Source organism: Grimontia kaedaensis, assembly GCF_023746615.1.
GTDB classification, from domain to species: domain Bacteria; phylum Pseudomonadota; class Gammaproteobacteria; order Enterobacterales; family Vibrionaceae; genus Enterovibrio; species Enterovibrio kaedaensis.
The window spans coordinates 236,814-259,626 of sequence record NZ_CP082275.1 but is presented as its reverse complement, the minus strand read 5'-3'; the positions used below and the strand labels follow the sequence as shown (position 1 = coordinate 259,626).

Sequence of the window (22,813 nt, the reverse complement as noted above, 5' to 3'; positions counted from 1 at the left end):
AGACCCATCTCGGGTCGGGCTGCCTCATTACAAGGGCGGCGAATAATAACACTATTTTTTGAAGATGGGTAGATAAAAAATAAACGGCTCCGAAATGGGAGCCGCTTTGTTTTTTATGGCTGGAAAGCTTGCCTTACAGGCGTGCTTTCTCAACTACGCGTACCAGAGTCCAAGACTTAGTCTTAGACAGTGGACGGCACTCACGGATCTCAACGGTATCGCCTTGTGCGCACTCGTTGTTTTCGTCATGAGCGTGCAGTTTAGTCGTACGCTTGATGAATTTACCGTAAATTGGGTGTTTCACCTGGCGTTCGATAGCAACAACGATAGATTTATCCATCTTGTCGCTAATTACACGACCTTGTTGAGTACGGATTTTGTCGCTCATTATGCGTTGCCCTTCTGGTTCAGAACGGTTTTAACACGTGCGATATCGCGACGAACGTTCTTCAGAGTGTGAGTTTGCTGAAGTTGGCCAGTAGCCGCTTGCATGCGCAGGTTGAATTGCTCACGCAGCAGACCCAGCAGTTCTTCATTCAGCTGCTCTACGCTCTTTTCGCGAAGTTCTTGTGCTTTCATCACATCACCGCCTTAGTTACGAAAGTGGTTTTGATAGGTAGTTTACGAGAAGCCAGCTCGAATGCTTCGCGAGCAAGGCTTTCAGAAACACCATCCATCTCGTACAGGACTTTACCTGGTTGGATTTGTGCAACCCAGTAGCTCACAGAACCCTTACCTTTACCCTGACGAACTTCCAGAGGTTTGGTAGTGATTGGCTTGTCTGGGAACACACGGATCCAGATTTGACCCTGACGTTTGATGTGACGAGTCATAGCACGACGTGCAGCTTCGATCTGACGCGCAGTGATACGACCACGACCAACAGCTTTCAGGCCGAAGGTACCGAAGCTTACGTCAGTACCTGCAGCAAGACCGCGGTTACGACCCTTATGAGTCTTGCGGAACTTAGTACGTTTTGGTTGAAGCATCGATAGACTCCTTACTTACGGCCTTTACGCTGCTTCTTAGGCTTATCAGCCTGTGGCTCTGCTACTGGCATGCCGCCCAGAACTTCACCTTTGAAGATCCAAACTTTGATGCCAATTACACCGTAAGTGGTGTGAGCCGAAGAAGTTGCGTAATCAATGTCAGCACGAAGAGTGTGCAGTGGCACACGACCTTCACGGTACCACTCGGTACGAGCGATTTCAGCACCGCCAAGACGGCCGCTTACTTCCACTTTGATACCCTTGGCACCCAGACGCATTGCGTTCTGTACCGCACGCTTCATAGCACGACGGAACATAACACGACGCTCTAGCTGAGACGCGATGCTGTCACCAACCAGTTGTGCGTCAAGCTCAGGCTTGCGTACTTCTGCGATGTTGATTTGAGCAGGAACACCTGCCAGCTGTGCAACGCGAGCGCGCAGTTTTTCTACGTCTTCGCCTTTCTTACCGATAACAACGCCTGGGCGAGCAGTGTGGATAGTCACACGGATGCTCTTAGCAGGACGCTCGATAACGATACGAGAAACAGACGCTTTAGACAGTTCTTTAGTCAGGAACTGACGTACCTTGAAGTCGCCGTCTAGGTTGTCAGCGAAATCTTGGCTGTTAGCAAACCAAGTGGAATTCCAAGGCTTACAGATGCCAAGACGAATACCATTAGGATGTACTTTTTGACCCATTGCTTTCTCTCCTCGTCTCTTAGCGGTCTGCTACAACAACAGTGATGTGGCTAGAACGCTTCAAGATGCGATCGGCACGGCCTTTTGCACGAGGCATGATGCGCTTCATGATTGGGCCTTCGTCAACGAAGATTTTTGCTACAGACAAATCATCGATGTCTGCGCCTTCGTTATGCTCAGCGTTTGCAATTGCAGACTCCAGCACCTTCTTGATCAGGTCAGCGGCTTTTTTGTCGCTGAAAGTCAGAAGTTCAATTGCTTGTGCAACGTTTTTACCGCGCACTTGGTCTGCTACCAAACGTGCTTTCTGAGGCGAAATACGAGCAAAGCGATGTTTAGCAATAGCTTCCATATCTTAACTCCTTAACGCTTCTTAGCTTTCTTATCAGCAGCGTGGCCGCGATAAGTACGTGTTGGTGCAAATTCGCCCAGCTTGTGACCGATCATCTCATCAGTGATGAAAACAGGTACGTGCTGACGACCATTATGGACAGCGATGGTCAAACCGATCATCTGAGGGATGATCATTGAACGACGGGACCAAGTCTTAACAGGCTTCTTGTCACCGCTTTCCAACGCTTTCTCTACCTTCTTCAGCAAGTGCAGGTCAATAAAAGGACCTTTCTTGAGAGAACGTGGCATGGCTTATCCTCTGATATAAATTACTTGTTACGACGACGTACGATGTACTTGTCGGTACGTTTGTTCTTACGGGTCTTGAAGCCTTTAGTAGGCATACCCCAAGGAGATACTGGGTGACGACCGCCCGAAGTACGACCTTCACCACCACCGTGTGGGTGGTCTACTGGGTTCATTGCAACACCACGTACTGTTGGACGAACGCCCTTCCAGCGAGTAGCACCTGCTTTACCCAGTTCACGCAGCATGTGTTCTGCGTTACCAACTTCACCGATGGTCGCACGACCTTCAGAAAGAACTTTACGCATCTCACCAGAACGCAGACGAATAGTTACGTATGCGCCATCGCGAGCTACGATTTGTGCGTATGCACCAGCTGAACGAGCCAGCTGAGCACCTTTACCAGGCTTCAGTTCAACGTTGTGAACTGTAGAACCTACTGGGATGTTGCGCATTGGCAGGCTGTTACCTACTTTGATCGCAGCATCTGAACCAGATTGGATCTGGTCGCCGGCTTTCAGGCCTTTAGGTGCAATGATGTAACGACGCTCACCGTCTGCGTACAAAACGAGTGCGATGTTCGCGCTACGGTTTGGATCGTATTCCAGACGCTCAACTTTCGCTGGGATGCCGTCTTTAGTACGTTTGAAGTCAATTACACGGTAGTGTTGCTTATGACCACCACCGATGTGACGTACAGTGATACGACCGTTGTTGTTACGACCACCAGACTTAGAGTTTTTCTCCAGCAGTGGTGCGTAAGGCTTACCTTTGTACAGGTCAGCGTTTACAATCTTAACAACGTGACGACGACCCGGTGAAGTAGGCTTACATTTAACAATTGCCATTTTCTGTTACTCCTCCGTCTTACTCAGCGCCGCCAGCGAAGTCGATGTCTTGACCTTCTTTCAAGATAACGTACGCTTTTTTCACGTCTGAACGACGGCCTTGGCGCATACCTTGACGTTTGGTCTTACCCTTAGTGATAAGAGTATTTACAGACTTCACTTCAACTTCGAACAGTTTCTCAACTGCTGCTTTGATCTCTCTCTTAGTCGCAGTCATCGCTACTTTGAAAACGATAGTGTTACCGTTTTCAGCAGCCATGGTTGCTTTTTCAGAGATGTGCGGAGCACGCAGAACTTTCAGGATACGCTCTTCAGTGATCATCCCAGCATCTCCTCAACTTGCTTAACTGCAGCTGCAGTCATAACTACTTTGTCGAAAGCGATCAGGCTAACTGGGTCAATGCCTGCTGCATCGCGAACATCAACCTTGTACAGGTTGCGCGCTGCCAAGAACAGGTTCTCATCAACTTCTGCAGTTACGATCAGAGCTTCAGACAGCTCAAGCTCTTTCAGCTTAGCGATCAGCTCTTTAGTTTTTGGTGCTTCTACTGAGAAGTTATCAACAACGATCAGACGCTCTTGACGAACCAGCTCAGACAGGATGCTTTTAATAGCACCACGGTACATTTTCTTGTTAACTTTCTGGCTGTGGTCCTGAGGACGCGCAGCGAAAGTTACACCACCCGAGCGCCAGATTGGGCTACGGATTGTACCTGCACGAGCGCGACCAGTACCCTTCTGACGCCATGGCTTAGCACCGCCACCTGATACGTCTGAACGAGTCTTTTGCGCACGAGTACCTTGACGGGCACCAGCTGCGTATGCAACTACTACTTGGTGAACCAGAGCTTCGTTGAACTCACGCCCGAAGGTAGTTTCGGAAACAGTCAGCGCGTCAGCGCCTTTTACTACCAATTCCATTACTATCTCCTCGACGTTACGCTTTAACGGCTGGTTTAACGATCACGTTGCTGCCAGTCGCACCTGGTACTGCACCTTTGATAAGAAGCAGTTTGCGCTCAGCGTCAACACGTACGATCTCAAGGTTTTGAGTAGTTACCTGCTCAGCACCCATGTGACCTGCCATTTTCTTGCCTTTGAATACGCGACCTGGAGTCTGACATTGACCGATAGAACCAGGAGCACGGTGAGACAAGGAGTTACCGTGGGTCATATCTTGAGTACGGAAGTTCCAACGCTTAACAGCGCCTTGGAAGCCCTTACCTTTAGATGTGCCAGTAACGTCTACTTTTTTGATTTCAGCGAACAGATCAACGTTCAGCTCAGCGCCTACTTCGAAATCTTCGCCGTTTTCCAGACGGAATTCCCACAGACCGCGGCCAGCTTCAACACCTGCTTTCGCAAAGTGACCAGCTTCTGGCTTAGTTACGCGGCTTGCTTTCTTAGCGCCTGAAGTTACTTGGATAGCAGAGTAACCATCTACTTCAGGAGTACGTACCTGAGTAACACGGTTAGTTTCTACTTCTACAACGGTTACAGGGATAGAAACGCCTTCTTCAGTGAAGATGCGAGTCATGCCCACTTTACGACCGACTAGACCAATCATTATTAGCTCCCCTCTTAACCCAGGCTGATTTGAACATCAACGCCCGCAGCAAGGTCAAGACGCATCAGAGCGTCAACAGTTTTATCTGTTGGCTCAACGATGTCGATCAGACGCTTGTGAGTACGGATTTCGTACTGGTCACGTGCATCTTTGTTTACGTGCGGAGAGATAAGAACGGTGAAGCGCTCTTTGCGAGTTGGCAGAGGGATTGGACCCTTCACCTGCGCACCAGTGCGCTTAGCGGTTTCAACGATTTCCGCAGTAGACTGGTCGATCAAACGGTGATCGAAAGCCTTCAGGCGGATACGGATACGTTGGTTCTGCATTAGACAGAGCTCCAAATTAAAAAATTACACAAACAATATCGCCACTCAACCTCATAAATACGAGGGAATGCCGATTGATTTATGTGAAACCGTAGTATCAAAATCTGATACATTGTCAGCCATTTTATATGACTGCGAACATAAGCGGAGTATACATTACCGACCACCTCAGGCTTTCGCCTACTGCGAAGGGTCTTCCTCCTGTGCTCATTGGTTCACAACTGCACGGTTGAGAGCAAATGTCTCAGGCAGTGCGGGGCATTATACAGATCACAATTTGCTTTGCAAGTGGCGTTTAAAAAATAATCAGGGGGATAAGCGCGCGAGTAAAATTGCGGCCTCTGGCTTTGCCACTTTAACGAAAAAGGAGCCTCTTTTGGGCTCCCTTTTCTCTTATTCAAAATCTTTGCTTAAGAGTCTTCGCATTCAATCATTTGTGCCTGATTGTAATTCTGAATACCCACTTTATCGATCAATCCTAATTGGGTTTCCAACCAATCTACATGTTCTTCTTCGTCTTCCAGAATATCCTGAAATAGATCACGCGACACGTAGTCACGGACGCTTTCAGCATATTCAATGGCATCGCGCAGATCAGGAATAGCATCCATTTCCAGCGCTAAGTCGCACTCAAGCATTTCTTTGGTATCTTCCCCGATACGGAGTTTTCCAAGATCTTGGAGGTTAGGAATACCTTCGAGGAAGAGGATACGCTCAATCAGATCATCGGCATGTTTCATCTCATCGATAGATTCGTCGTATTCTTTATCAGCGATCACTTTCAAACCCCAATCTTTGTACATTCGGGCATGAAGGAAATACTGGTTAATGGCGACGAGCTCGTTGCCTAGGATTTTGTTGAGGTGTTGGATGATTTTTGGATCGGATTTCATAACGCGCTCTCCTCTTCGGCGTCTATTAAAAGTAGAACCGAATGAAGAGTCGTCAATGTCAGTTATTAGAAAAGCAGTTTTAACCTACTTTCTTATAAAGTGGATTCAACGAAGCTTCTTGAAGGATTTCCTTCGCTGGACGGATACATTTGCCGCACTGTGAGCCCAAGGGAGTTAGCTTTCTGATTTCACGGATGTCATCGACCCCTTGCTCATATGCAAGCTTCTTCAATGTTTTATCAGAAATCCCATGGCACAAACAAACGTACATCTTTCTATCTTCCTCAATGAATCTAATAACAATATAAACGAGAATTGTTAGCATTACCAATTCGTTTCTTCGATTAATTGACGAATAATGAGAGAAAAGGACGAAGACGGAATTTGAAGGAGCATCACATCAGGAATGAAATGTACCTATCTGGCTGATGCCATACCAAAAAACAGATTGCCAAAAATGAAAAAGGACGCCGAAGCGTCCTTTTTCTAGCATTGTGCTAATCGAAGCTTAATGAAAATTAAGCAAGGATCTTAGCAACAACACCCGCACCTACAGTACGGCCACCTTCACGGATAGCGAAGCGCAGGCCTTCGTCCATCGCGATTGGTGCAATCAGCTCAACAACCATTTGGATGTTGTCGCCCGGCATTACCATCTCAACGCCTTCTGGCAGTTCGATAGTACCGGTCACGTCAGTCGTACGGAAGTAGAACTGTGGACGGTAGCCTTTGAAGAACGGAGTATGACGGCCGCCTTCGTCTTTAGACAGAACGTATACTTCTGACTCGAACTTAGTGTGAGGAGTGATAGAACCAGGCTTAGCCAGTACTTGACCACGCTCAACTTCGTCACGCTTAGTACCACGCAGCAGAACACCAACGTTCTCACCTGCACGGCCTTCGTCAAGAAGCTTACGGAACATCTCAACACCAGTACAAGTAGTAGTGGTAGTGTCTTTGATACCTACGATAGCAACTTCGTCACCTACGCGAACGATACCTTGCTCAACACGACCAGTTACAACAGTACCACGGCCTTGGATTGAGAATACGTCTTCGATTGGCAGGATGAATGGCTTGTCGATCGCACGCTCTGGCTCTGGGATGTATGAATCCAGTGCTTCTGCCAGCTCAACGATTTTCGCTTCCCACTCAGCTTCGCCGTTCAGTGCACCCAGTGCAGAACCTTGAATAACTGGGCAGTCGTCGCCTGGGAATTCGTACTCAGACAGCAGTTCACGAACTTCCATCTCAACCAGCTCAAGCAGCTCTTCGTCGTCAACCATGTCACACTTGTTCATGAATACAAGGATGTATGGAATACCAACCTGGCGACCCAGCAGGATGTGCTCACGAGTTTGTGGCATTGGACCGTCAGTTGCCGCAACAACCAGGATACCACCGTCCATTTGCGCAGCACCGGTGATCATGTTTTTAACATAGTCAGCGTGTCCTGGGCAGTCTACGTGTGCGTAGTGGCGAGTTGGAGTATCGTACTCTACGTGTGAAGTAGAGATAGTGATACCACGCTCGCGCTCTTCTGGCGCGTTATCGATTGATGCGAAGTCACGCGCTGAACCGCCGTAAGTTTTAGACAGTACAGTACAGATTGCTGCAGTCAGAGTGGTTTTACCGTGGTCAACGTGGCCGATAGTACCAACGTTAACGTGCGGTTTCGTACGTTCAAATTTTTCTTTAGACACGATCGTGTTCCTTCCTAGTTGTGAGCCGCACTCACCGTCGTGAGTGCGATCAGAAGTTTTTATTAATGCGGGCCAATAATGCCAGCATTAAAACCACCTATCAATCAAGAACGCTCTGCGATGATTGAATCAGCGATATTCTTAGGAATATCAGAGTAATCACTGAATTCCATAGAGTAAGATGCGCGGCCCTGAGTCGCTGAACGCAAGTCAGTTGCGTAACCAAACATCTCAGCCAGTGGCACCTGCGCGCGAATGATCTTCAAACCGGCTGGACCTTCATCCATACCGCCAATCAGACCACGACGACGGTTCAGGTCGCCCACTACGTCACCCATCCAGTCTTCTGGAGTGGTAACTTCCACTTTCATCATTGGCTCAAGAATGACAGGTTGCGCTTCAAGTGCACCTTTCTTGAACGCCATAGATGCAGCGATCTTAAACGCCATTTCGTTGGAGTCAACATCATGGTACGAACCATCAAAAAGCGTTGCTTTGATATCAAGCACTGGGTAGCCGGCAAGTACACCACTACTCATCTGCTCTTCAACACCTTTAGCAACAGCACCGATGTATTCTTTCGGTACCACACCACCAACAATTTCATCGACGAAGACAAAACCTTCGCCTTTCTCAGATGGTTCCAGTTTCAGCCAAACATGACCGTACTGACCACGACCACCAGACTGCTTGACGAATTTACCTTCGACTTCAGCCGAACCACGGATGGTTTCGCGGTATGCCACCTGTGGCTTACCTACATTACATTCTACGCTGAACTCACGACGCATACGGTCAACGATGATGTCCAGGTGGAGCTCACCCATACCTGAGATCAGGGTCTGGCCTGACTCGTCATCGGTTTCAACGCGGAATGATGGATCTTCTGCCGCCAGTTTGCCCAGCGCGATACCCATTTTTTCCTGGTCTGCTTTAGAGCGTGGCTCTACAGCGATCTGAATAACTGGTTCAGGGAATTCCATGCGCTCAAGAACAACTTTTGATTCTTGTGAACACAGAGTGTCACCTGTAGTGACGTCTTTCAGACCAATGGCTGCTGCAATGTCACCCGCGCGAATTTCTTTGATTTCTTCACGCTTGTTTGAGTGCATCTGAACGATACGGCCGAAACGCTCACGCTTTTGCTTCACTGAGTTGTAAACAGTGTCGCCAGTGTTAACCACACCTGAGTAAACACGCAGGAAGGTCAGAGTACCCACGAATGGGTCTGTAGCAATCTTAAATGCCAGAGCTGCGAACGGTTCGTTGTCGTCAGAGTGACGCTCGATCTCGTTGCCATCTTCGTCTTCACCTTTGATCGCTTTTACGTCAACAGGGGAAGGAAGGAACTCAATAACAGCATCAAGAACCGCCTGAACGCCTTTGTTCTTGAATGCAGAACCACAAGTCGCCAGTACGATTTCATTATTCAGTGTACGTTCACGCAGAGCTTGCTTGATTTCAGCTTCGGTCAATTCACCTTCTTCAAGGTACTTGTCCATCAACTCTTCGTTTGCTTCAGCAGCGGCTTCTACCAAATTCTGGTGCCACTCATCAGCCAGCTCTTGCATGTCTGCCGGGATGTCTTCGTATGTGAAGCTCATACCCTGATCAGCTTCGCTCCAGTTAATCGCCTTCATTTTGATAAGGTCGATAACACCGCGGAAGTCTTCTTCAGCACCGATATTCAGATGAATTGGCACTGGAGTTGCGCCCAGTCGAACTTTAATCTGCTCAACCACACGCAAAAAATCTGCGCCTGCACGGTCCATCTTATTGACGAAAACCATACGAGGAACTTCATATTTGTCAGCCTGACGCCAAACGGTCTCTGACTGAGGTTCAACACCGGAAGAACCACAGAATACAACTACTGCACCATCCAATACGCGCAGGGAACGCTCTACCTCGATGGTAAAGTCGACGTGTCCTGGGGTATCAATGATGTTGATGCGATGCTCAGGGAATTGTGCATCCATACCGCGCCAGAAAGTTGTAGTCGCAGCGGAGGTGATGGTGATACCACGCTCTTGCTCCTGTTCCATCCAGTCCATGGTTGCCGCACCATCGTGCACTTCACCAATTTTATGAGAAAGACCGGTGTAAAACAGGATACGCTCTGTTGTTGTAGTTTTACCTGCGTCTACGTGCGCACAAATACCGATGTTACGGTAGCGCTCAATAGGGGTCTTACGAGCCACAGTAGTATCCTCTTACTAAGGGTATCCTTAGAATGTGGTTTAGGCGCGACCGGAGTCGCGCCCAAAAAGGTATTACCAGCGGTAATGAGCGAATGCTTTGTTCGCTTCTGCCATACGGTGAACGTCTTCACGTTTCTTAACAGCAGTACCTTTGTTCTCAGATGCATCCAGCATTTCGTTAGCCAGACGCTGAGCCATAGATTTTTCACCACGCTTACGCGCAGCTTCAACCAACCAACGCATTGCCAGAGCGTTACGACGTACAGGACGCACTTCTACTGGCACTTGGTAAGTTGAACCACCAACACGGCGAGATTTAACCTCTACCGCAGGGCGTACGTTTTCAAGAGCGGCTTCGAACACGGACAGGTGCTCTTTACCAGAACGCTCTGCCATGATGTCCAGTGCACCATAAACGATTTTTTCAGCAGTCGACTTCTTACCGTCAACCATTACGATGTTTACAAATTTTGCCAGCAGCTCTGATCCGAACTTAGGATCCGGCAGGATTTTACGCTGACCAATTACGCGACGACGTGGCATGGAAATTCTCCGTTGTCTTCTTCAGGTTTTATCCAAAACTTTTCAGTTTTTTCAAAATTACAAATTAATTAGTGTTTGGCCTTACTTAACGGATTCCATTAAGACTTAGGACGCTTCACACCGTACTTAGAACGACCTTGTTTACGGTCGTTAACGCCTGCACAGTCAAGTGCACCACGAACGGTGTGGTAACGCACACCCGGAAGGTCTTTAACACGACCACCGCGGATCAGAACAACTGAGTGCTCTTGCAGGTTGTGACCTTCACCACCGATGTATGAAGTAACTTCAAAACCGTTGGTCAGGCGAACACGACATACTTTACGCAGTGCCGAGTTAGGTTTTTTAGGAGTAGTGGTGTAAACACGAGTACATACACCACGTTTTTGCGGACACGCTTCCAGCGCAGGCACGTTGCTTTTTGCAACTTGCTTGATGCGTGGCTTGCGTACCAGCTGGTTAATAGTTGCCATTAAATAGCTCCTGATATTACTTACGTATAAGTGTGAAAAATCTATGCCCCACAAAAGTAGGGACGCGAAATTTTAGGCGTCGTCAAATTGGGTGTCAAGATTTATACAACGATCTTTGCATTGATCGTTTTATAACCGCTACATTCCCAAGCTTTTACGCTAGTAGATAGACGGCTAAATCACCATTTCATTTGCGTGACATGCCGGGCCGTGAGCTCAACAAACCCTTCCATATCAATAAGTTCAAATTGCGAAGCGATTTTCTGCTCGATGCCACGAGCGATAGCATCTTCCTGAAGCACATAAATTCTGCGTCCTGATGAAATAAGCTGTCCTTCCCATTGCCCACCGAGGATCCCGGCAACAACTGCATCTTCCAGCAAAAGGATCTCACTGTGTTTTTCGGAATATCGCAGACAATTCGACAGAGCTGATGAAGCATAAGGGGAAGCATTAACGGTATGAAGCATTGTCATTCCTTAAAACTGGAGCACTTTGGTGCATTGGCCCAGTGAAGCTGCAATGTCTGTTGGTGAGATTTTTTCTACCTCAATAACAAGGGGATGTTCACTCAGACCACGCTCAGCCAATGAGTCAGCACACACGTAGATTTCTTCCACATCACACAGTGACAACATTTTAAAGGTAGAAATATAGTCGCGACTCAGCACCTCATCCGGTTTTTGGTCCGCCAGCAGTTGCATCACAGCATCACCGACGAAAAACAGAATAAGATCTTCACTGTAATTGGAGGTTGCCAGCACTGCATCAAGCCCTTCCCGGCCAGACGCGTTACCATGAGGCGCAGAAGAGAAAACAAAACCTATCTTTTTCATGCATGCACCTAAAACTGAATAACGCGATCGGCAGTCAGCAGAGCTTCCGAAAGCGCGCCAAGACCTGCCTGAGAAAAGCCATCAGCCATGTTGGAAGATGTGAGGGCGTGCTGTTTGGCCTCTTCTTCGCTCACCTGACCACGACGCAGCGCAGCAGCAACACAGGTTTCAAGCTCGACACCGCTCTCTTTTGACAGCGATTGCCAAGCAGCAACCAAATCAAATTCATCATTGGCTGGCACAGTCAGGGAGGAAGCATTGGACACACCGTCTTGATAGAAAAACACACGCGTTAACGTGTACCCTTTTTCTATCACTGCTTTGGCAAAGCGGAACGCGGTGAGCGATGACTGGCGCCCGTACACTGGACCATTCACCACCAGCACATAACTCAGGCTCATTTTTCGCCGTCCTCACCTTTACGCTGGCGGATGTAAAGATAAACCGTGTGTTTGGAAATATTGAGGCGATCTGCCACTCGGTTAATAGCATCTTTGATATCGAAAATACCTTTATCGAACAACTCCATCACAATCTGGCGGTTCTTGGTGTTATTCGACACTGACTTATCGGCATTGATTTCTTCAATGGTGCGTTCAACCGTTTGGTCTACCAGCTCATCAACATCACTGGCAAAGTTAACAGAAGACACTGCCTGACGCGCTTCCTCTGTCGGCATGAAAGCTTGCAGCACTTGAGAAAATGGCGCATCCAGGTTTATGTTGATACACAAAAGACCAATCACGCGGTTATCCGCATTGCGGATGGCTACTGTGATGGACTTCATCAGGGTATTGCCTTTGGCACGCGTGAAGTAAGCACGTGAGAAGTTTCGCTCAGACCCTTCGATATCACGAAGCATACGAAGCGCCAAATCAGTGATTGGCGAACCCACCTGACGGCCAGTGTTCTCACCGTTGGCAATTTTGATAGCAGAGGTGTTCAAATCTTCCAGTGAGTGCAGCACGATTTCACAGTGCTGACCAATCAGGGCTGCAAGACCATCTACCACGGCTTCATAAGATTTTAGGATAACGCGATCGGTGTCGGTGAAAGGATTACTCTCAATAAGATCACTTTCGACGATCACGTCCGCACCAAAGCTGTCTGTCGATACCACAGGTTTATCTTCCTTTGTGATGGATTTCGTTTACCGCAGGCAAAGATAAACGAAAGCTGCAAACTTTAAAATCTAGCGATAAGTCTAACAGACTTAGATCAAGAAAATAAAAAAACCCCGACAAAAGCCGGGGTTCTCTTTGTAAGCAAACGTGCAGTGGAAAGATTAACCTTTCGCTTCGCCGCCCTGACCTTTTATTTCCAGAAGTTCAACTTCAAAAACTAGGGTTGAGTTAGCTGGGATTGCTGGCGTATCTTGAGAGCCATATGCCAGCTCTGGCGGAATGACGAACTTGAATTTAGAGCCTACAGGCATCAACTGCACACCTTCAGTCCAACCTGGGATCACGCGGTTCAATGGGAAAGTCGCTGGTTGGTTACGGTCGTAAGAGCTATCGAACTGCGTGCCGTCAGTCAGTGTACCCTTATAATGAACCACAACGGTATCTTCTGCTGCTGGCTTGTTGCCTTCACCCATAGTTTCAACCAGGTACATCAGACCAGAATCAGTGGTGTTAACACCTTCGGTTTTCGCAAACTGTGCACGGAAGTCTTCGCCCGTCTTAACTGCTTCTGCTGCTTTTTCCTGAGCTTTTTCCTGAGCCAGTTGAGCGACACGCTGATCCAGCGCTTGCAGCGCCAATTGCGCCTCTTCTTCGGTCAGCTTAGATTTATCAGCAAATGCATCCTGCACACCCTGCAGAACCAAATCATTGCTCAGTGACAAGCCCAACTCTTCCTGTTGATCCAGATTGGCTTTCAAGTACTGCGCCAGGGACGCACCAATCGCGTATGCCGCTTTGTCATCTTCGGTTGCGAACGTTACAGATTCAGCAGCAACAGGCGCTTCAACTTTTGCGGTTTCGTCTTTCGCTTCTTCCTGACAACCCACAGCTAGTGCAACAGTGGCAGCCAGCAGCGACATTTTAAAAACTGATTTCATTAGTGACTCCGTTGGTATAAAACCCACATTTCTTTTATTCGCTTACGCGATAACGATGCGAAAGCCCGAAACGATCAATATACTCGACGTTATAGGGGTCCAAGATAAGGAACACAAGGGCAATGCGACAATTCGTCCGCTCAATTTGCTTATTTCTGACACTGTTAGCACTTTCCGGTTGCTTTCACTCTACCCATGAAGCCCAGCGCTGGACGCTGGATCCAGATGGTGTCACCAGTTTCAGCCTTAGCCGAGACGGCCGCTTCGCGCTTATCGCTTCCACGTCCAACGGCATTGATTTGTGGGATTTGGTAGAGAATAAAAAGCTGGCCGAATTCGGCGATCAGGACCCGGATAAGAACACCGTGATCGCCAGTCAGATCTCTGACAACAACCGCTATGCAATTACGGCTACGTCGCAAAACTTTGCAGTTTGGGACTTAGCGTGGGGACAAGCGGAAGGGCTTTGGTCGATTTCCGACGGCATCATCCGCGATGTCGATATCAGTAATAATGGCGAAAAAGTGCTGCTTGCCCTTTCGAATGGCAAAGCCCTATTCGTGGACTTAGGCACAGGAAGACGCCTAGAGTTCCTTGCCCACCAAGATAAAGTGAACAGTGTGTCACTCGCACCCAATGGTAAATTCGCCATGTCAGGCGGTAATGATCACAATGCCTTTTTTTGGAGCACGGAAACCGGGCAAATCCTCAATGAGTTTCCTCATGAACACCGTATCACCCGCGTAGAGTTGCACCGCACCGGTAAGTTCGCCTTTTCTGCAGATGGTGATGACACCGCCATTATCTGGGATTTATCGACGGGCGAGCCAAAAACCGAGCTCAATATGTTCCACCGCCATCCGAATTTCTCAACCGCCCGTTTTTCTGATGATGGCACCAAACTGGTGACTGGAACACCGGGACGACGGGTAGAGTTTTGGGATGTAGAGAGCGGGGACAATCTCGGCCGCTGGTTGACGGAAGAGCAACAAAATACGCGTCCACCCAGTGCAGTCGTGTATGATGTCGCCATCGATCCAACTGGTCGCGTGATTTCCGGCACTTCCGCCGGCATCGCTCAGGCGTGGATAGCAGAGTAATTTGAGATACCAAGATGACCGAGACAGAACTGCGTCTGCAGAAACAAATTGACGATCTGGAGATCAAACAGGCTTTTCAGGAACACACGATTGAAGAGCTGAATGATGCGATCACCCAGCAGCAAAAAACCATCGACAAGATGGCAACGCAAATAACCTTTTTGGTAACCAAGCTGAAAGCGATGGAGCCGGCAAACATTGCCAGCATGTCGGAAGAAACACCGCCACCGCATTACTAAAAAACAGGTCCTAGGATCCTAGGACCTGAAGCTCTTCGTCCGCAAAAATAGCCACCAACGCTTCTCCTTTCCCGTTCACCGTCGCGCGATACATGCCCGGACAATTCAATTCGAAATTCACCTGTCCGTCAGCATCAATGGCAATCACACCGCCTTCTCCGCCAAAGCTCAGGAAATCACCGTGAATCACATCGCGGCAAGCTTGATCAATAGATGCGTTGCCATATTGCATGCGCCCTGCAATATCGCCTGCAATCGTGCAGCGCATGAGAAGTTCGCCCATACCGGTTGCTGATACCGCCACATTACCGTTGCGGGCATAATTCCCTCCGCCAATGATCGGTGTGTCACCGACTCTGCCCCAGCGCTTGTTGGTCAGTCCGCCCGTGCTGGTTGAAGCGGCCAAGTTGCCTTCTTGGTCGAGCGCCACCGCTCCGACTGTGCCATGTTTCTTTTCATCCGGATAACGGGCTTCGGATAGCGCGACGCCGCCGGTTTTTTTCATCATTTTCAACTCGTTGTAGCGACGATCTGTGAAAAAGTAATCCTGCTCGACGTACTCGTAGCTGCATTCTTTGAATGCAAAGGATTCTGCACCCTCACCTGCCAACATCGCATGGGGGCTTTTTTGCATCACATCACGGGCAAGTTGTACCGGGTTTTTGATATGACGAATCAGGGTTACCGCGCCAGCCTCAAGGTTTCTACCATCCATGACAGAAGCGTCCATCTCAACGGTTTCTTCATGGGTAAGCACCGACCCTTTGCCTGCGTTGAAAAGCTCACTGTCCTCCATCACAGTCACAGCGGCGACTGTCGCATCAACCGCCGATCCACCCTGTTCCAGCACGGCGTATCCTGCCATCACTGACTGAGCCAGTGCTTTCCGATAAGCAGCTTCCAGCTCTGGTGTCATCAGACGGCGGTCAATGGTGCCAGCACCACCGTGTATGGCGATAGAAAAGGGGCGGGTCATGATGATTCCTTTCGAAGTGAGAGTGGATATCCGATGAGATTAATATGAAATTGCATAATAAAAAAGCGCCAACCGACTGATCGATTGGCGCTTTCTTTTCAGACCTCGCAGCTAAGAACAACTGCAAGTCTAGGCTTAGTGAGAGCCGCAGCCACCACCGCCACAACATTCGTGGTCGTCGCCTTTGTCTTCGCTGCCACAGCAACCGCCAGACTGGTGAATGTGACCGTGTGCGATTTCTTCTTCTGTCGCCGCACGCAGTTCAACCACTTCCACATTGAACGTCAGGGTTTGGCCAGCCAGCATGTGGTTACCGTCAACCACGACTTCATCGCCGTCAACATCAGTTACTTCTACTGGGATTGGACCTTGGTCGGTATCCGCCAAGAAGCGCATACCAACAACGATTTCGTCAACGCCCTGGAAAACGTCAGCAGGTACACGCTGAACCATTGCATCCAGGTATTCGCCGTACGCTTCTTCCGGCGCAACAGTCACCTCGAAGGATTCGCCAGCTTCCCGACCTTCCAGTGCATTTTCCAGACCTACGATCAGGTTGTTATGACCTTGCAGGTACTGCAGTGGCATTTCTTTGGTTGATTCGTCAACCACGATGCCGTCTTCATTTTTCACTTGGTAAGCAATGCTTACTACCACGTCTTTAGTGATTTTCATCTTAACTCCGGAAGCGGTTCAAGGGTGTCGACACAGCGACACCTGCTCATTTCGGCGCCGATAATACAGAAATAAACTGACTTCGACTATGGGATTCGTTATTGCGGTTTAAATATCCCTATAACCTGAGCATCCTGCTGCTGCGCAACAGGCTGTTTCTCTTCCGCAGACATCGGTGAGCGCCTATCGGTATGACCGCACTTCACACATTCCACCACCTCAACGTGATGTTCTTGCCACCAACGCATCGTGTCCGTTGCACTGCATGAGGGACAGGTTGCGCCAGCGATAAATCGTTTCTTGGCCATGTACTTCCTTGCCTTCGTTCTTATTGTTAACTATCCCGGTTCCAGCTCTGGTGGCGTTCGGTATCCCCTTTCATTTCGAGGTCAAACAGTTCTTCAAGCTCCACTCGCGCCTCTTTGGTCCGGGATGCAGCCATGGAATCTTCACTGTGGTGGGGCTGCATTTCGTGTAATCGCATCTCATCCAGTTTCCTGAAAAATGCCTCTGCGCGTTTGGCTTTATACGGGTGCATGCCCAGTGCGATCAATGTTTGTTTCCCTAAATCAAGCGCACTTAAAAAAGTTTCTCGGGAAAAGCCCACCACGTCATGATCGAGTAGCTGGTTTGCCTCAACACGGCTGCGTGCCCGCGCGAGCACCTTAAGGTTCGGGAAATGTTGCTGGCAAAGTTCTACTATTTCCATCACCTCTTCCGGTGAATCCGCACAGACAATAATCGCTTCTGCCGTTGCAGCGCCTGCCGCTCTTAACAAATCAAGCTGGGTCGCGTCCCCGTAATACACCTTGTACCCAAACTTACGGAGCAAGGCGATTTGGGACGGGTCCCGCTCAAGAATGGTCAGCTTGATTTTATTGGCAAACAGTAGTCGCCCCACCACCTGACCAAAACGGCCAAAGCCCGTGATGATAACTCGGGCGCCTTCATGATTAAATTGCTCCGCCGCTGGCATCTCAGCATCCGCATTTATGGTGCGGGCAAACCATTTGGATTGCAGCATCAGTAAGATTGGCGTCGTCATCATAGACAGACTCACTACCACCAGCAGGAACGCATTGAGATCTGGCGTCAGCAGGTTTTCACTTCGCGCTGCAGTAAACAATACAAACGCAAATTCCCCGCCTTGGCTGAGTAACAAAGCAACGTGACTGCGGGATTTTTCGCTGCCACCGAAGACTCGGGTTAACCCATATATAATGGCGGCTTTTACGCCAATCAAGGCCGCTACCGCAGATAAAATTTCCAGCGGATATTTGAGCAATAAGCCAAGGTCTACCGCCATCCCTACAGCGATAAAAAAGAGACCAAGCAACAGGCCTTTAAAAGGTTCAATGGCGATTTCAAGCTCATGGCGGTATTCACTTTCCGCCAGCAGCACACCCGCAAGGAAAGTACCAAGCGCCATAGACAGCCCGAGTGACTGCATACCAATAGCAATACCTATCACCAGCATCAGAGCCGTGACAGTAAACATTTCTTTGACGCGGCTGAGCACCACCCAACGCAATAATGGGCGCAACAGGTAATGCCCCCCCACCAAGAGCACCAATACCGCCCCCAGCATGATACCCACATCTAGCCAGCTACCGCCCGCACCACCAGCCATCGCAGGAAGCACCGCGAGCATGGGTATGACCGCAATATCTTGGAACAAGAGAACCGCAAAGCCTGATTGCCCTGCTTCGCTACGCATCAGGCGCTGTTCTTCGATAATCCGCATGGCGATGGCCGTTGATGAAAGCGCCAGGCCCATCCCAACAACCAAAGCATCAACGTGACCGACGCCCCAGGAATAGGCAATAAGGGCGATCACCACGGTGCTTATAAAGACCTGTGACCCACCCAAACCAAGGATCGGCCTTCGCATCTGCAACAGCTTCTTTGGATTCAGTTCTAGACCAATAAGGAACAGCAGAAGTACAACCCCAAGCTCGGCAAAGTGCAGAATCGCTTCCACATCTGTGATAAGGCCAAGTCCCCAAGGGCCAATCACCACGCCGCCGATCAGATACCCCAGCACAGAGCCAATACCAAGGCGCTGGGCAAGAGGAACCGCTACCACAGCAGCGGCAAGAAAAATCAGAGCGTCTAGAAGGTAGTTATGTCCCATTACACCACCTCCGACACAGGATGACAGAGCCAGTCGGCGTAAAGTTCGGCGTGAGCTTCCCTGTCCTCATCGGTCACGCGGCGCGCCCAGTGAAGCACAAGCGGATCGACCCAACGCATCTGACAAAGGAGCGCGGTCAGCTCAAACGGCTGCAGTAGCTCTTCCATACTGTATTTGTTGTAACCAGTTTGGCTGAATGCTTCCGCTGCACCGCCAGTGGTGATAACAAAGCGGCAAATTTTCCCAGCCAGCGCATTACCACCACCGTGCGCGAAACCTTTGCCAAGTACCACATCAATCCACTCTTTGAGGAGCGAGGGACAGGAATACATTTGAAGTGGGTGTTGGAACACAATCACATCGTGTTCTAAAAGAAGTTCACGTTCATGGTGAACATCAATAATAAAGTCAGGATAGGCCGCATACAGGTCGTGTACTTTGACATGGTCAAATTGACGGGCAGCCTGAATCATCCGTTTGTTGGCAACAGACTCGTGCGGGTCTGGGTGAGCAAAGACCACCAGCACTTTCGATTTAAATAACGACGTTGTCGGGGTTCCCATTTGGCAGCAAAATCCTTTTAAGCTTTCCAACGCCCAATGTGTGGTAGAGCGAAGAGGTAACATAATATTTTTTATAATCTTTTTATCATGACACAAAACTGCCAACTCTGCGGCTTTGACGTCATCCTTCAACCATACGGTAAATCGTCCCGTATTTCACCGCTCTGCCGTGGTCCATTTTTGCGCCTCTCTTAAGTAAATCGTCGTCGTGTGATATAACAGCGCCAGTTTTTCGACCCCACATTCCCGCGGCCGGAGCCGCCAAGAGTCATGATCACTATTTCTGATATTCAGCTACTTCGTGGTGGCAAACCTCTGCTTAACAATGCGTCTGCCACTATCCACCCAGGCGACAAAGTCGGTCTGGTCGGTAAAAACGGCTGTGGTAAATCGACCCTGTTTGCGTTGCTGAAAGGGGAACTGTCCCTTGATGCGGGCAGTTGTAACTTCCCAAGCGGCTGGCAAATGGCATGGGTGGCCCAGGAAACCCCGGCGCTGGAACGCGAAGCGATTGAATATGTGATTGATGGAGACCGTGAATACCGCACGCTGGAACAGGCCCTTCGTGCTGCCGAAGAAGCGGACGATGGGCACAAGGTCGCCACCCTTCATGACAAAATTGATGCCGTCGGCGGCTACAGCATTCGCGCCCGCGCGGCAGAGTTGCTGGATGGTCTTGGCTTTCGTCAGGATCAGATGAGCTGGAACCTCACCCAGTTCTCCGGTGGTTGGCGTATGCGTCTGAACCTCGCACAGGCACTGCTTTGTCGCTCAGACTTATTGTTGCTCGACGAACCGACCAACCACTTGGATTTGGATGCCGTGATGTGGCTAGAAAAGTGGCTGCAAAACTACCGCGGTACACTGGTACTCATTTCCCATGACCGCGATTTCCTTGATCCAGTGGTTAACCGCATCATCCATATCGACAACGACCTGCTGAACGAGTACACGGGGAATTACTCAGCCTTCGAAACCATGCGCGCAGAAAAGCTGATCCTGCAACAGGCAATGTATCAGAAGCAGCAAAAGCAAATGGCACACATGCAATCTTACATTGACCGCTTCCGCTATAAGGCCAGTAAAGCCCGTCAGGCTCAGAGCCGGATTAAAGCGCTTGAGCGCATGGAAAAAATGCTACCTGCTCAATTTGATAACCCATTCAGTTTCGAATTCCGTGAGCCGTCTGCCCTGCCGAATCCCATTCTGATGATGGAAGAGGTGTGCGCGGGCTACGGCGACACCATGATTCTGGAAAAAATCTTCCTCAATCTGGTTCCGGGCAGCCGAATTGGTCTGCTTGGCCGTAACGGCGCAGGTAAATCAACGCTGATCAAACTGCTTTCCGGCACAGTGCCCGCGCAGGCTGGTGAGCTGCGCTATTCTCAGGGTGTGAAGATTGGTTACTTTGCCCAGCACCAGTTGGAAACGCTGCGTGATGATGAAACGGCCATTCAGCACATGATGCGTCTGGCACCGGAAGCGACAGAGCAACAGCTTCGCGATTACCTCGGCAGCTTTGGCTTCCATGGTGACAAAGCGCTGGATGTGATTGCCCCTTTCTCTGGTGGTGAAAAAGCGCGTTTGGTGCTGGCATTGATTGTCTGGCAAAAGCCGAACCTCTTGCTGCTGGATGAGCCCACCAACCACCTTGATCTGGACATGCGCGCCGCACTGACCATGGCGCTGCAATCGTTTGAAGGTGCCATGGTTATCGTGAGCCACGACAGATATCTGCTGCGCGCAACTACTGACGATCTGTATCTGGTGCATGACCGTAAGGTTGAGCCTTTCAATGGCGACCTGAATGATTACCATCAATGGCTGAATGAACTGCAGCGCTCCGAGCGTCGTCAGGAACAGGCAGAAAACGCCAAACCTGCAGGTACAAATACTCAAGCAGCCCGTAAAGAACAAAAACGTCTGGAAGCAGAATTTCGCAAACAGACCGCGCCTATCCGCAAGAAAATTGACACACTGGATACAAAACTCGAAAAGTATTCTGCAACAATTGCTGAAGTAGAATCTCAACTGGCGGAACCTTCTATTTATGAAGCGTCCAACAAAGAGAAACTTACCGAATTGCTGCGCCAGCAGGCAGACGCGAAATCATCGCTCGAAGAGGTCGAACTGGAATGGATGGATCTTCAGGAAAAACTGGAGCAAATGGAAGCGGAATTCCAAGGCCGCTAAAACAGCAAGCCACAGCCGATGGGCTGTGGCAATTTTGTCTGTATCATTACGGACAGCAAGAGGTCAAACACGCCTGCCTGAAACTTCAGGATCAGTTCAAAGGCAATGTGAACCTCGCTCTGCTGTTGGCCTGGCTGGAAGATGCCGGGTTTTCTCTTTCGGCCTCATCACTCGCTCAACTTCGCCAATCATTAGTCCAATCAGAAACCCTACTCACCCGCTATCGATTGATGCGACGTGACCTCAAGCCGCAGCTTTCACGCGGGGCTTACCAGAAAATGCTTAACTACGAGCTGACATTAGAAAAGTTCCAGCAGCAGGAATTGCTTGCCTGTATTAACCAGCAAACTTGGCAGGAAAACGCCTCTTCATCATTGGAGATGTACTGCTCGCAACTGGACAGTGACGCACACTATCTTTACCCAGCACTCATGAGAGGCTTGAACGTCATCGATCAGCGCTAGCCCCAGATAAAGATCAGACAGGAAGCCGTCAGCGTGCCCATCACCCGGTTAAACACTACCCAGCTCTTGTCTGTCGAAAGTACCTTGCCAATCCAGACGCCGAATCCGGCCCAAATTGATGTCAGAGATAAGCCCACCACCAGAAACGTCATTACAATCACTGCTGCCGACAGCCAATAATCCCCGCCTGACAAAGTAAAAGTACCCACTGCGCTGACTGACATAGCCCATGCTTTAGGATTCACATATTGGAACAAGGCACCCTCTATTAAAGTCATCGGCCTACGATCTGCCGAAGCATCTTTTGAAGGTGCCCCCGCTTTGGCAATGCGCCATGCCAGATAAAGCAGATAAGCGCTCGCCAGCAGCTTCATCCCCTCTTGCACCCATGGGTAAATTTGAAACACCGCCCCCAGCCCTGCTGCAACCACGCCAATTAAAGATGCAACACCAAGAGAAATACCAACAAGATGAGGCACAGTGCGCCTGAATCCAAAGTTCGCTCCCGACGCTGTCAGCATCATGTTGTTTGGACCTGGCGTGCCTGTCATGGTCGCAGCAAAAAGCGCCAGCGTCGCCAAAAAAGATACTTCCATCATGAATTGTCTCCCTGCTCACATTGTATCGATACAATTCAGGCTAAAAATTGAAATTGACCTATTAGTTGTTCAAAATTAACGCTAACAAG

32 protein-coding genes are annotated in these 22,813 nt (G+C 49.4%); 4 read left to right on the top strand and 28 right to left on the bottom strand.

Translation table 11 applies throughout. From position 1 onward, the window contains the following. Positions 1-133: 133 nt before the first annotated feature. From rpsQ to fkpA, 22 genes are all read right to left on the bottom strand, one after another. A complete protein-coding gene (rpsQ, locus tag K6Q96_RS01295; protein ID WP_002541422.1) occupies positions 134-388 on the bottom strand; it encodes a 30S ribosomal protein S17 in 255 nt (84 codons plus the stop codon). Then, positions 388-579, bottom strand: coding sequence for a 50S ribosomal protein L29 (gene rpmC / locus K6Q96_RS01290; protein ID WP_002541421.1), 192 nt, complete (start codon positions 577-579; stop codon positions 388-390). The genes rpsQ and rpmC overlap by 1 nt, the downstream gene beginning before the upstream one ends. Continuing rightward, positions 579-989, bottom strand: a complete 411-nt coding sequence (rplP, locus tag K6Q96_RS01285; protein WP_002541420.1) for a 50S ribosomal protein L16 — start codon at positions 987-989, stop codon at positions 579-581. The genes rpmC and rplP overlap by 1 nt, the downstream gene beginning before the upstream one ends. Before the next feature lie 11 nt (positions 990-1,000). Next, positions 1,001-1,690, bottom strand: a complete 690-nt coding sequence (gene rpsC / locus K6Q96_RS01280; RefSeq protein ID WP_002541419.1) for a 30S ribosomal protein S3 — start codon at positions 1,688-1,690, stop codon at positions 1,001-1,003. A gap of 19 nt (positions 1,691-1,709) precedes the next feature. Continuing rightward, positions 1,710-2,042 carry a 50S ribosomal protein L22 gene (gene rplV / locus K6Q96_RS01275; protein WP_251877230.1) on the bottom strand — a complete coding sequence of 111 codons (333 nt, stop codon included), beginning with the start codon at positions 2,040-2,042 and terminating at the stop codon, positions 1,710-1,712. 11 nt (positions 2,043-2,053) lie between these two features. After that, complete coding sequence (gene rpsS, locus K6Q96_RS01270) at positions 2,054-2,332, bottom strand: 30S ribosomal protein S19 (protein WP_046306435.1); 279 nt, start codon at positions 2,330-2,332, stop codon at positions 2,054-2,056. A 20-nt stretch (positions 2,333-2,352) separates the two neighbouring features. Continuing rightward, complete coding sequence (gene rplB, locus K6Q96_RS01265; protein WP_002541416.1) at positions 2,353-3,177, bottom strand: 50S ribosomal protein L2; 825 nt, start codon at positions 3,175-3,177, stop codon at positions 2,353-2,355. Positions 3,178-3,196: 19 nt separating this feature from the next. Then, a complete protein-coding gene (gene rplW / locus K6Q96_RS01260; RefSeq protein WP_002541415.1) occupies positions 3,197-3,499 on the bottom strand; it encodes a 50S ribosomal protein L23 in 303 nt (100 codons plus the stop codon). Then, positions 3,496-4,098, bottom strand: coding sequence for a 50S ribosomal protein L4 (gene rplD, locus K6Q96_RS01255; RefSeq protein ID WP_002541414.1), 603 nt, complete (start codon positions 4,096-4,098; stop codon positions 3,496-3,498). The genes rplW and rplD overlap by 4 nt, the downstream gene beginning before the upstream one ends. Positions 4,099-4,114: 16 nt before the next feature. Then, positions 4,115-4,744, bottom strand: a complete 630-nt coding sequence (gene rplC, locus K6Q96_RS01250) for a 50S ribosomal protein L3 (protein ID WP_002541413.1) — start codon at positions 4,742-4,744, stop codon at positions 4,115-4,117. Positions 4,745-4,758: 14 nt separating this feature from the next. Further along, positions 4,759-5,070, bottom strand: coding sequence for a 30S ribosomal protein S10 (rpsJ, locus tag K6Q96_RS01245; RefSeq protein WP_002541412.1), 312 nt, complete (start codon positions 5,068-5,070; stop codon positions 4,759-4,761). Between the two features lie 410 nt (positions 5,071-5,480). After that, positions 5,481-5,963: a bacterioferritin gene (bfr, locus tag K6Q96_RS01240; RefSeq protein ID WP_062667940.1), complete on the bottom strand. Its 483-nt coding sequence runs from the start codon at positions 5,961-5,963 to the stop codon at positions 5,481-5,483. Positions 5,964-6,042: 79 nt separating this feature from the next. Beyond that, complete coding sequence (locus tag K6Q96_RS01235) at positions 6,043-6,234, bottom strand: bacterioferritin-associated ferredoxin (protein ID WP_251879551.1); 192 nt, start codon at positions 6,232-6,234, stop codon at positions 6,043-6,045. Between the two features lie 247 nt (positions 6,235-6,481). Continuing rightward, positions 6,482-7,666 (bottom strand): elongation factor Tu, encoded by a 1,185-nt coding sequence (gene tuf, locus K6Q96_RS01230; protein WP_251877228.1) that lies wholly within the window; start codon positions 7,664-7,666, stop codon positions 6,482-6,484. A gap of 104 nt (positions 7,667-7,770) precedes the next feature. Beyond that, positions 7,771-9,867, bottom strand: coding sequence for an elongation factor G (fusA, locus tag K6Q96_RS01225; RefSeq protein WP_251877226.1), 2,097 nt, complete (start codon positions 9,865-9,867; stop codon positions 7,771-7,773). Between the two features lie 72 nt (positions 9,868-9,939). Beyond that, positions 9,940-10,410, bottom strand: a complete 471-nt coding sequence (rpsG, locus tag K6Q96_RS01220) for a 30S ribosomal protein S7 (RefSeq protein WP_062667097.1) — start codon at positions 10,408-10,410, stop codon at positions 9,940-9,942. Positions 10,411-10,508: 98 nt separating this feature from the next. Continuing rightward, positions 10,509-10,883 carry a 30S ribosomal protein S12 gene (gene rpsL, locus K6Q96_RS01215; RefSeq protein WP_002535163.1) on the bottom strand — a complete coding sequence of 125 codons (375 nt, stop codon included), beginning with the start codon at positions 10,881-10,883 and terminating at the stop codon, positions 10,509-10,511. 179 nt (positions 10,884-11,062) lie between these two features. Beyond that, complete coding sequence (tusB, locus tag K6Q96_RS01210; RefSeq protein WP_251877224.1) at positions 11,063-11,353, bottom strand: sulfurtransferase complex subunit TusB; 291 nt, start codon at positions 11,351-11,353, stop codon at positions 11,063-11,065. A 9-nt stretch (positions 11,354-11,362) separates the two neighbouring features. Beyond that, positions 11,363-11,719, bottom strand: a complete 357-nt coding sequence (tusC, locus tag K6Q96_RS01205) for a sulfurtransferase complex subunit TusC (protein WP_251877223.1) — start codon at positions 11,717-11,719, stop codon at positions 11,363-11,365. A gap of 8 nt (positions 11,720-11,727) precedes the next feature. Next, on the bottom strand, positions 11,728-12,120 hold the full coding sequence (gene tusD, locus K6Q96_RS01200) for a sulfurtransferase complex subunit TusD (RefSeq protein WP_251877221.1): 393 nt from the start codon (positions 12,118-12,120) through the stop codon (positions 11,728-11,730). Beyond that, a complete protein-coding gene (locus K6Q96_RS01195) occupies positions 12,117-12,839 on the bottom strand; it encodes a helix-turn-helix transcriptional regulator (protein ID WP_251877219.1) in 723 nt (240 codons plus the stop codon). The genes tusD and K6Q96_RS01195 overlap by 4 nt, the downstream gene beginning before the upstream one ends. Positions 12,840-13,004: 165 nt before the next feature. Continuing rightward, positions 13,005-13,781, bottom strand: coding sequence for an FKBP-type peptidyl-prolyl cis-trans isomerase (gene fkpA / locus K6Q96_RS01190; RefSeq protein WP_251877217.1), 777 nt, complete (start codon positions 13,779-13,781; stop codon positions 13,005-13,007). A gap of 122 nt (positions 13,782-13,903) precedes the next feature. On the opposite strand from fkpA, the gene K6Q96_RS01185 reads away from it, so the two are divergent. Both K6Q96_RS01185 and K6Q96_RS01180 read left to right on the top strand, forming a co-directional pair. Next, positions 13,904-14,881: a WD40 repeat domain-containing protein gene (locus tag K6Q96_RS01185; RefSeq protein ID WP_251877215.1), complete on the top strand. Its 978-nt coding sequence runs from the start codon at positions 13,904-13,906 to the stop codon at positions 14,879-14,881. 14 nt (positions 14,882-14,895) lie between these two features. Further along, a complete protein-coding gene (locus tag K6Q96_RS01180) occupies positions 14,896-15,120 on the top strand; it encodes a SlyX family protein (protein ID WP_002535174.1) in 225 nt (74 codons plus the stop codon). Between the two features lie 10 nt (positions 15,121-15,130). Here the strand turns inward: K6Q96_RS01180 and K6Q96_RS01175 are convergent, their stop codons facing one another. From K6Q96_RS01175 to kefG, 5 genes are all read right to left on the bottom strand, one after another. Beyond that, a complete protein-coding gene (locus K6Q96_RS01175) occupies positions 15,131-16,096 on the bottom strand; it encodes an isoaspartyl peptidase/L-asparaginase family protein (RefSeq protein ID WP_251877213.1) in 966 nt (321 codons plus the stop codon). A 135-nt stretch (positions 16,097-16,231) separates the two neighbouring features. Next, entirely contained in the window at positions 16,232-16,771 is a 540-nt protein-coding gene (slyD, locus tag K6Q96_RS01170; RefSeq protein ID WP_251877211.1) for a peptidylprolyl isomerase, read from the bottom strand. Positions 16,772-16,869: 98 nt separating this feature from the next. Further along, positions 16,870-17,079 carry a YheV family putative zinc ribbon protein gene (locus tag K6Q96_RS01165; protein ID WP_251877209.1) on the bottom strand — a complete coding sequence of 70 codons (210 nt, stop codon included), beginning with the start codon at positions 17,077-17,079 and terminating at the stop codon, positions 16,870-16,872. Positions 17,080-17,105: 26 nt separating this feature from the next. Continuing rightward, positions 17,106-18,905, bottom strand: coding sequence for a glutathione-regulated potassium-efflux system protein KefB (gene kefB, locus K6Q96_RS01160; protein ID WP_251877207.1), 1,800 nt, complete (start codon positions 18,903-18,905; stop codon positions 17,106-17,108). Next, entirely contained in the window at positions 18,905-19,468 is a 564-nt protein-coding gene (gene kefG / locus K6Q96_RS01155) for a glutathione-regulated potassium-efflux system ancillary protein KefG (RefSeq protein ID WP_251877205.1), read from the bottom strand. Before kefG ends, kefB begins: the two co-directional genes overlap by 1 nt. A 270-nt stretch (positions 19,469-19,738) precedes the next feature. On the opposite strand from kefG, the gene K6Q96_RS01150 reads away from it, so the two are divergent. Then, positions 19,739-21,661: an ABC transporter ATP-binding protein gene (locus K6Q96_RS01150; RefSeq protein WP_251877203.1), complete on the top strand. Its 1,923-nt coding sequence runs from the start codon at positions 19,739-19,741 to the stop codon at positions 21,659-21,661. After that, a complete protein-coding gene (locus K6Q96_RS01145; protein WP_251877201.1) occupies positions 21,604-22,125 on the top strand; it encodes a TIGR02444 family protein in 522 nt (173 codons plus the stop codon). Before K6Q96_RS01150 ends, K6Q96_RS01145 begins: the two co-directional genes overlap by 58 nt. Here K6Q96_RS01145 and K6Q96_RS01140 read toward each other — a convergent pair. Continuing rightward, on the bottom strand, positions 22,122-22,724 hold the full coding sequence (locus K6Q96_RS01140; RefSeq protein ID WP_251877200.1) for a LysE family translocator: 603 nt from the start codon (positions 22,722-22,724) through the stop codon (positions 22,122-22,124). The two genes, K6Q96_RS01145 and K6Q96_RS01140, sit on opposite strands and share 4 nt — an antisense overlap. Positions 22,725-22,813: the final 89 nt, after the last annotated feature.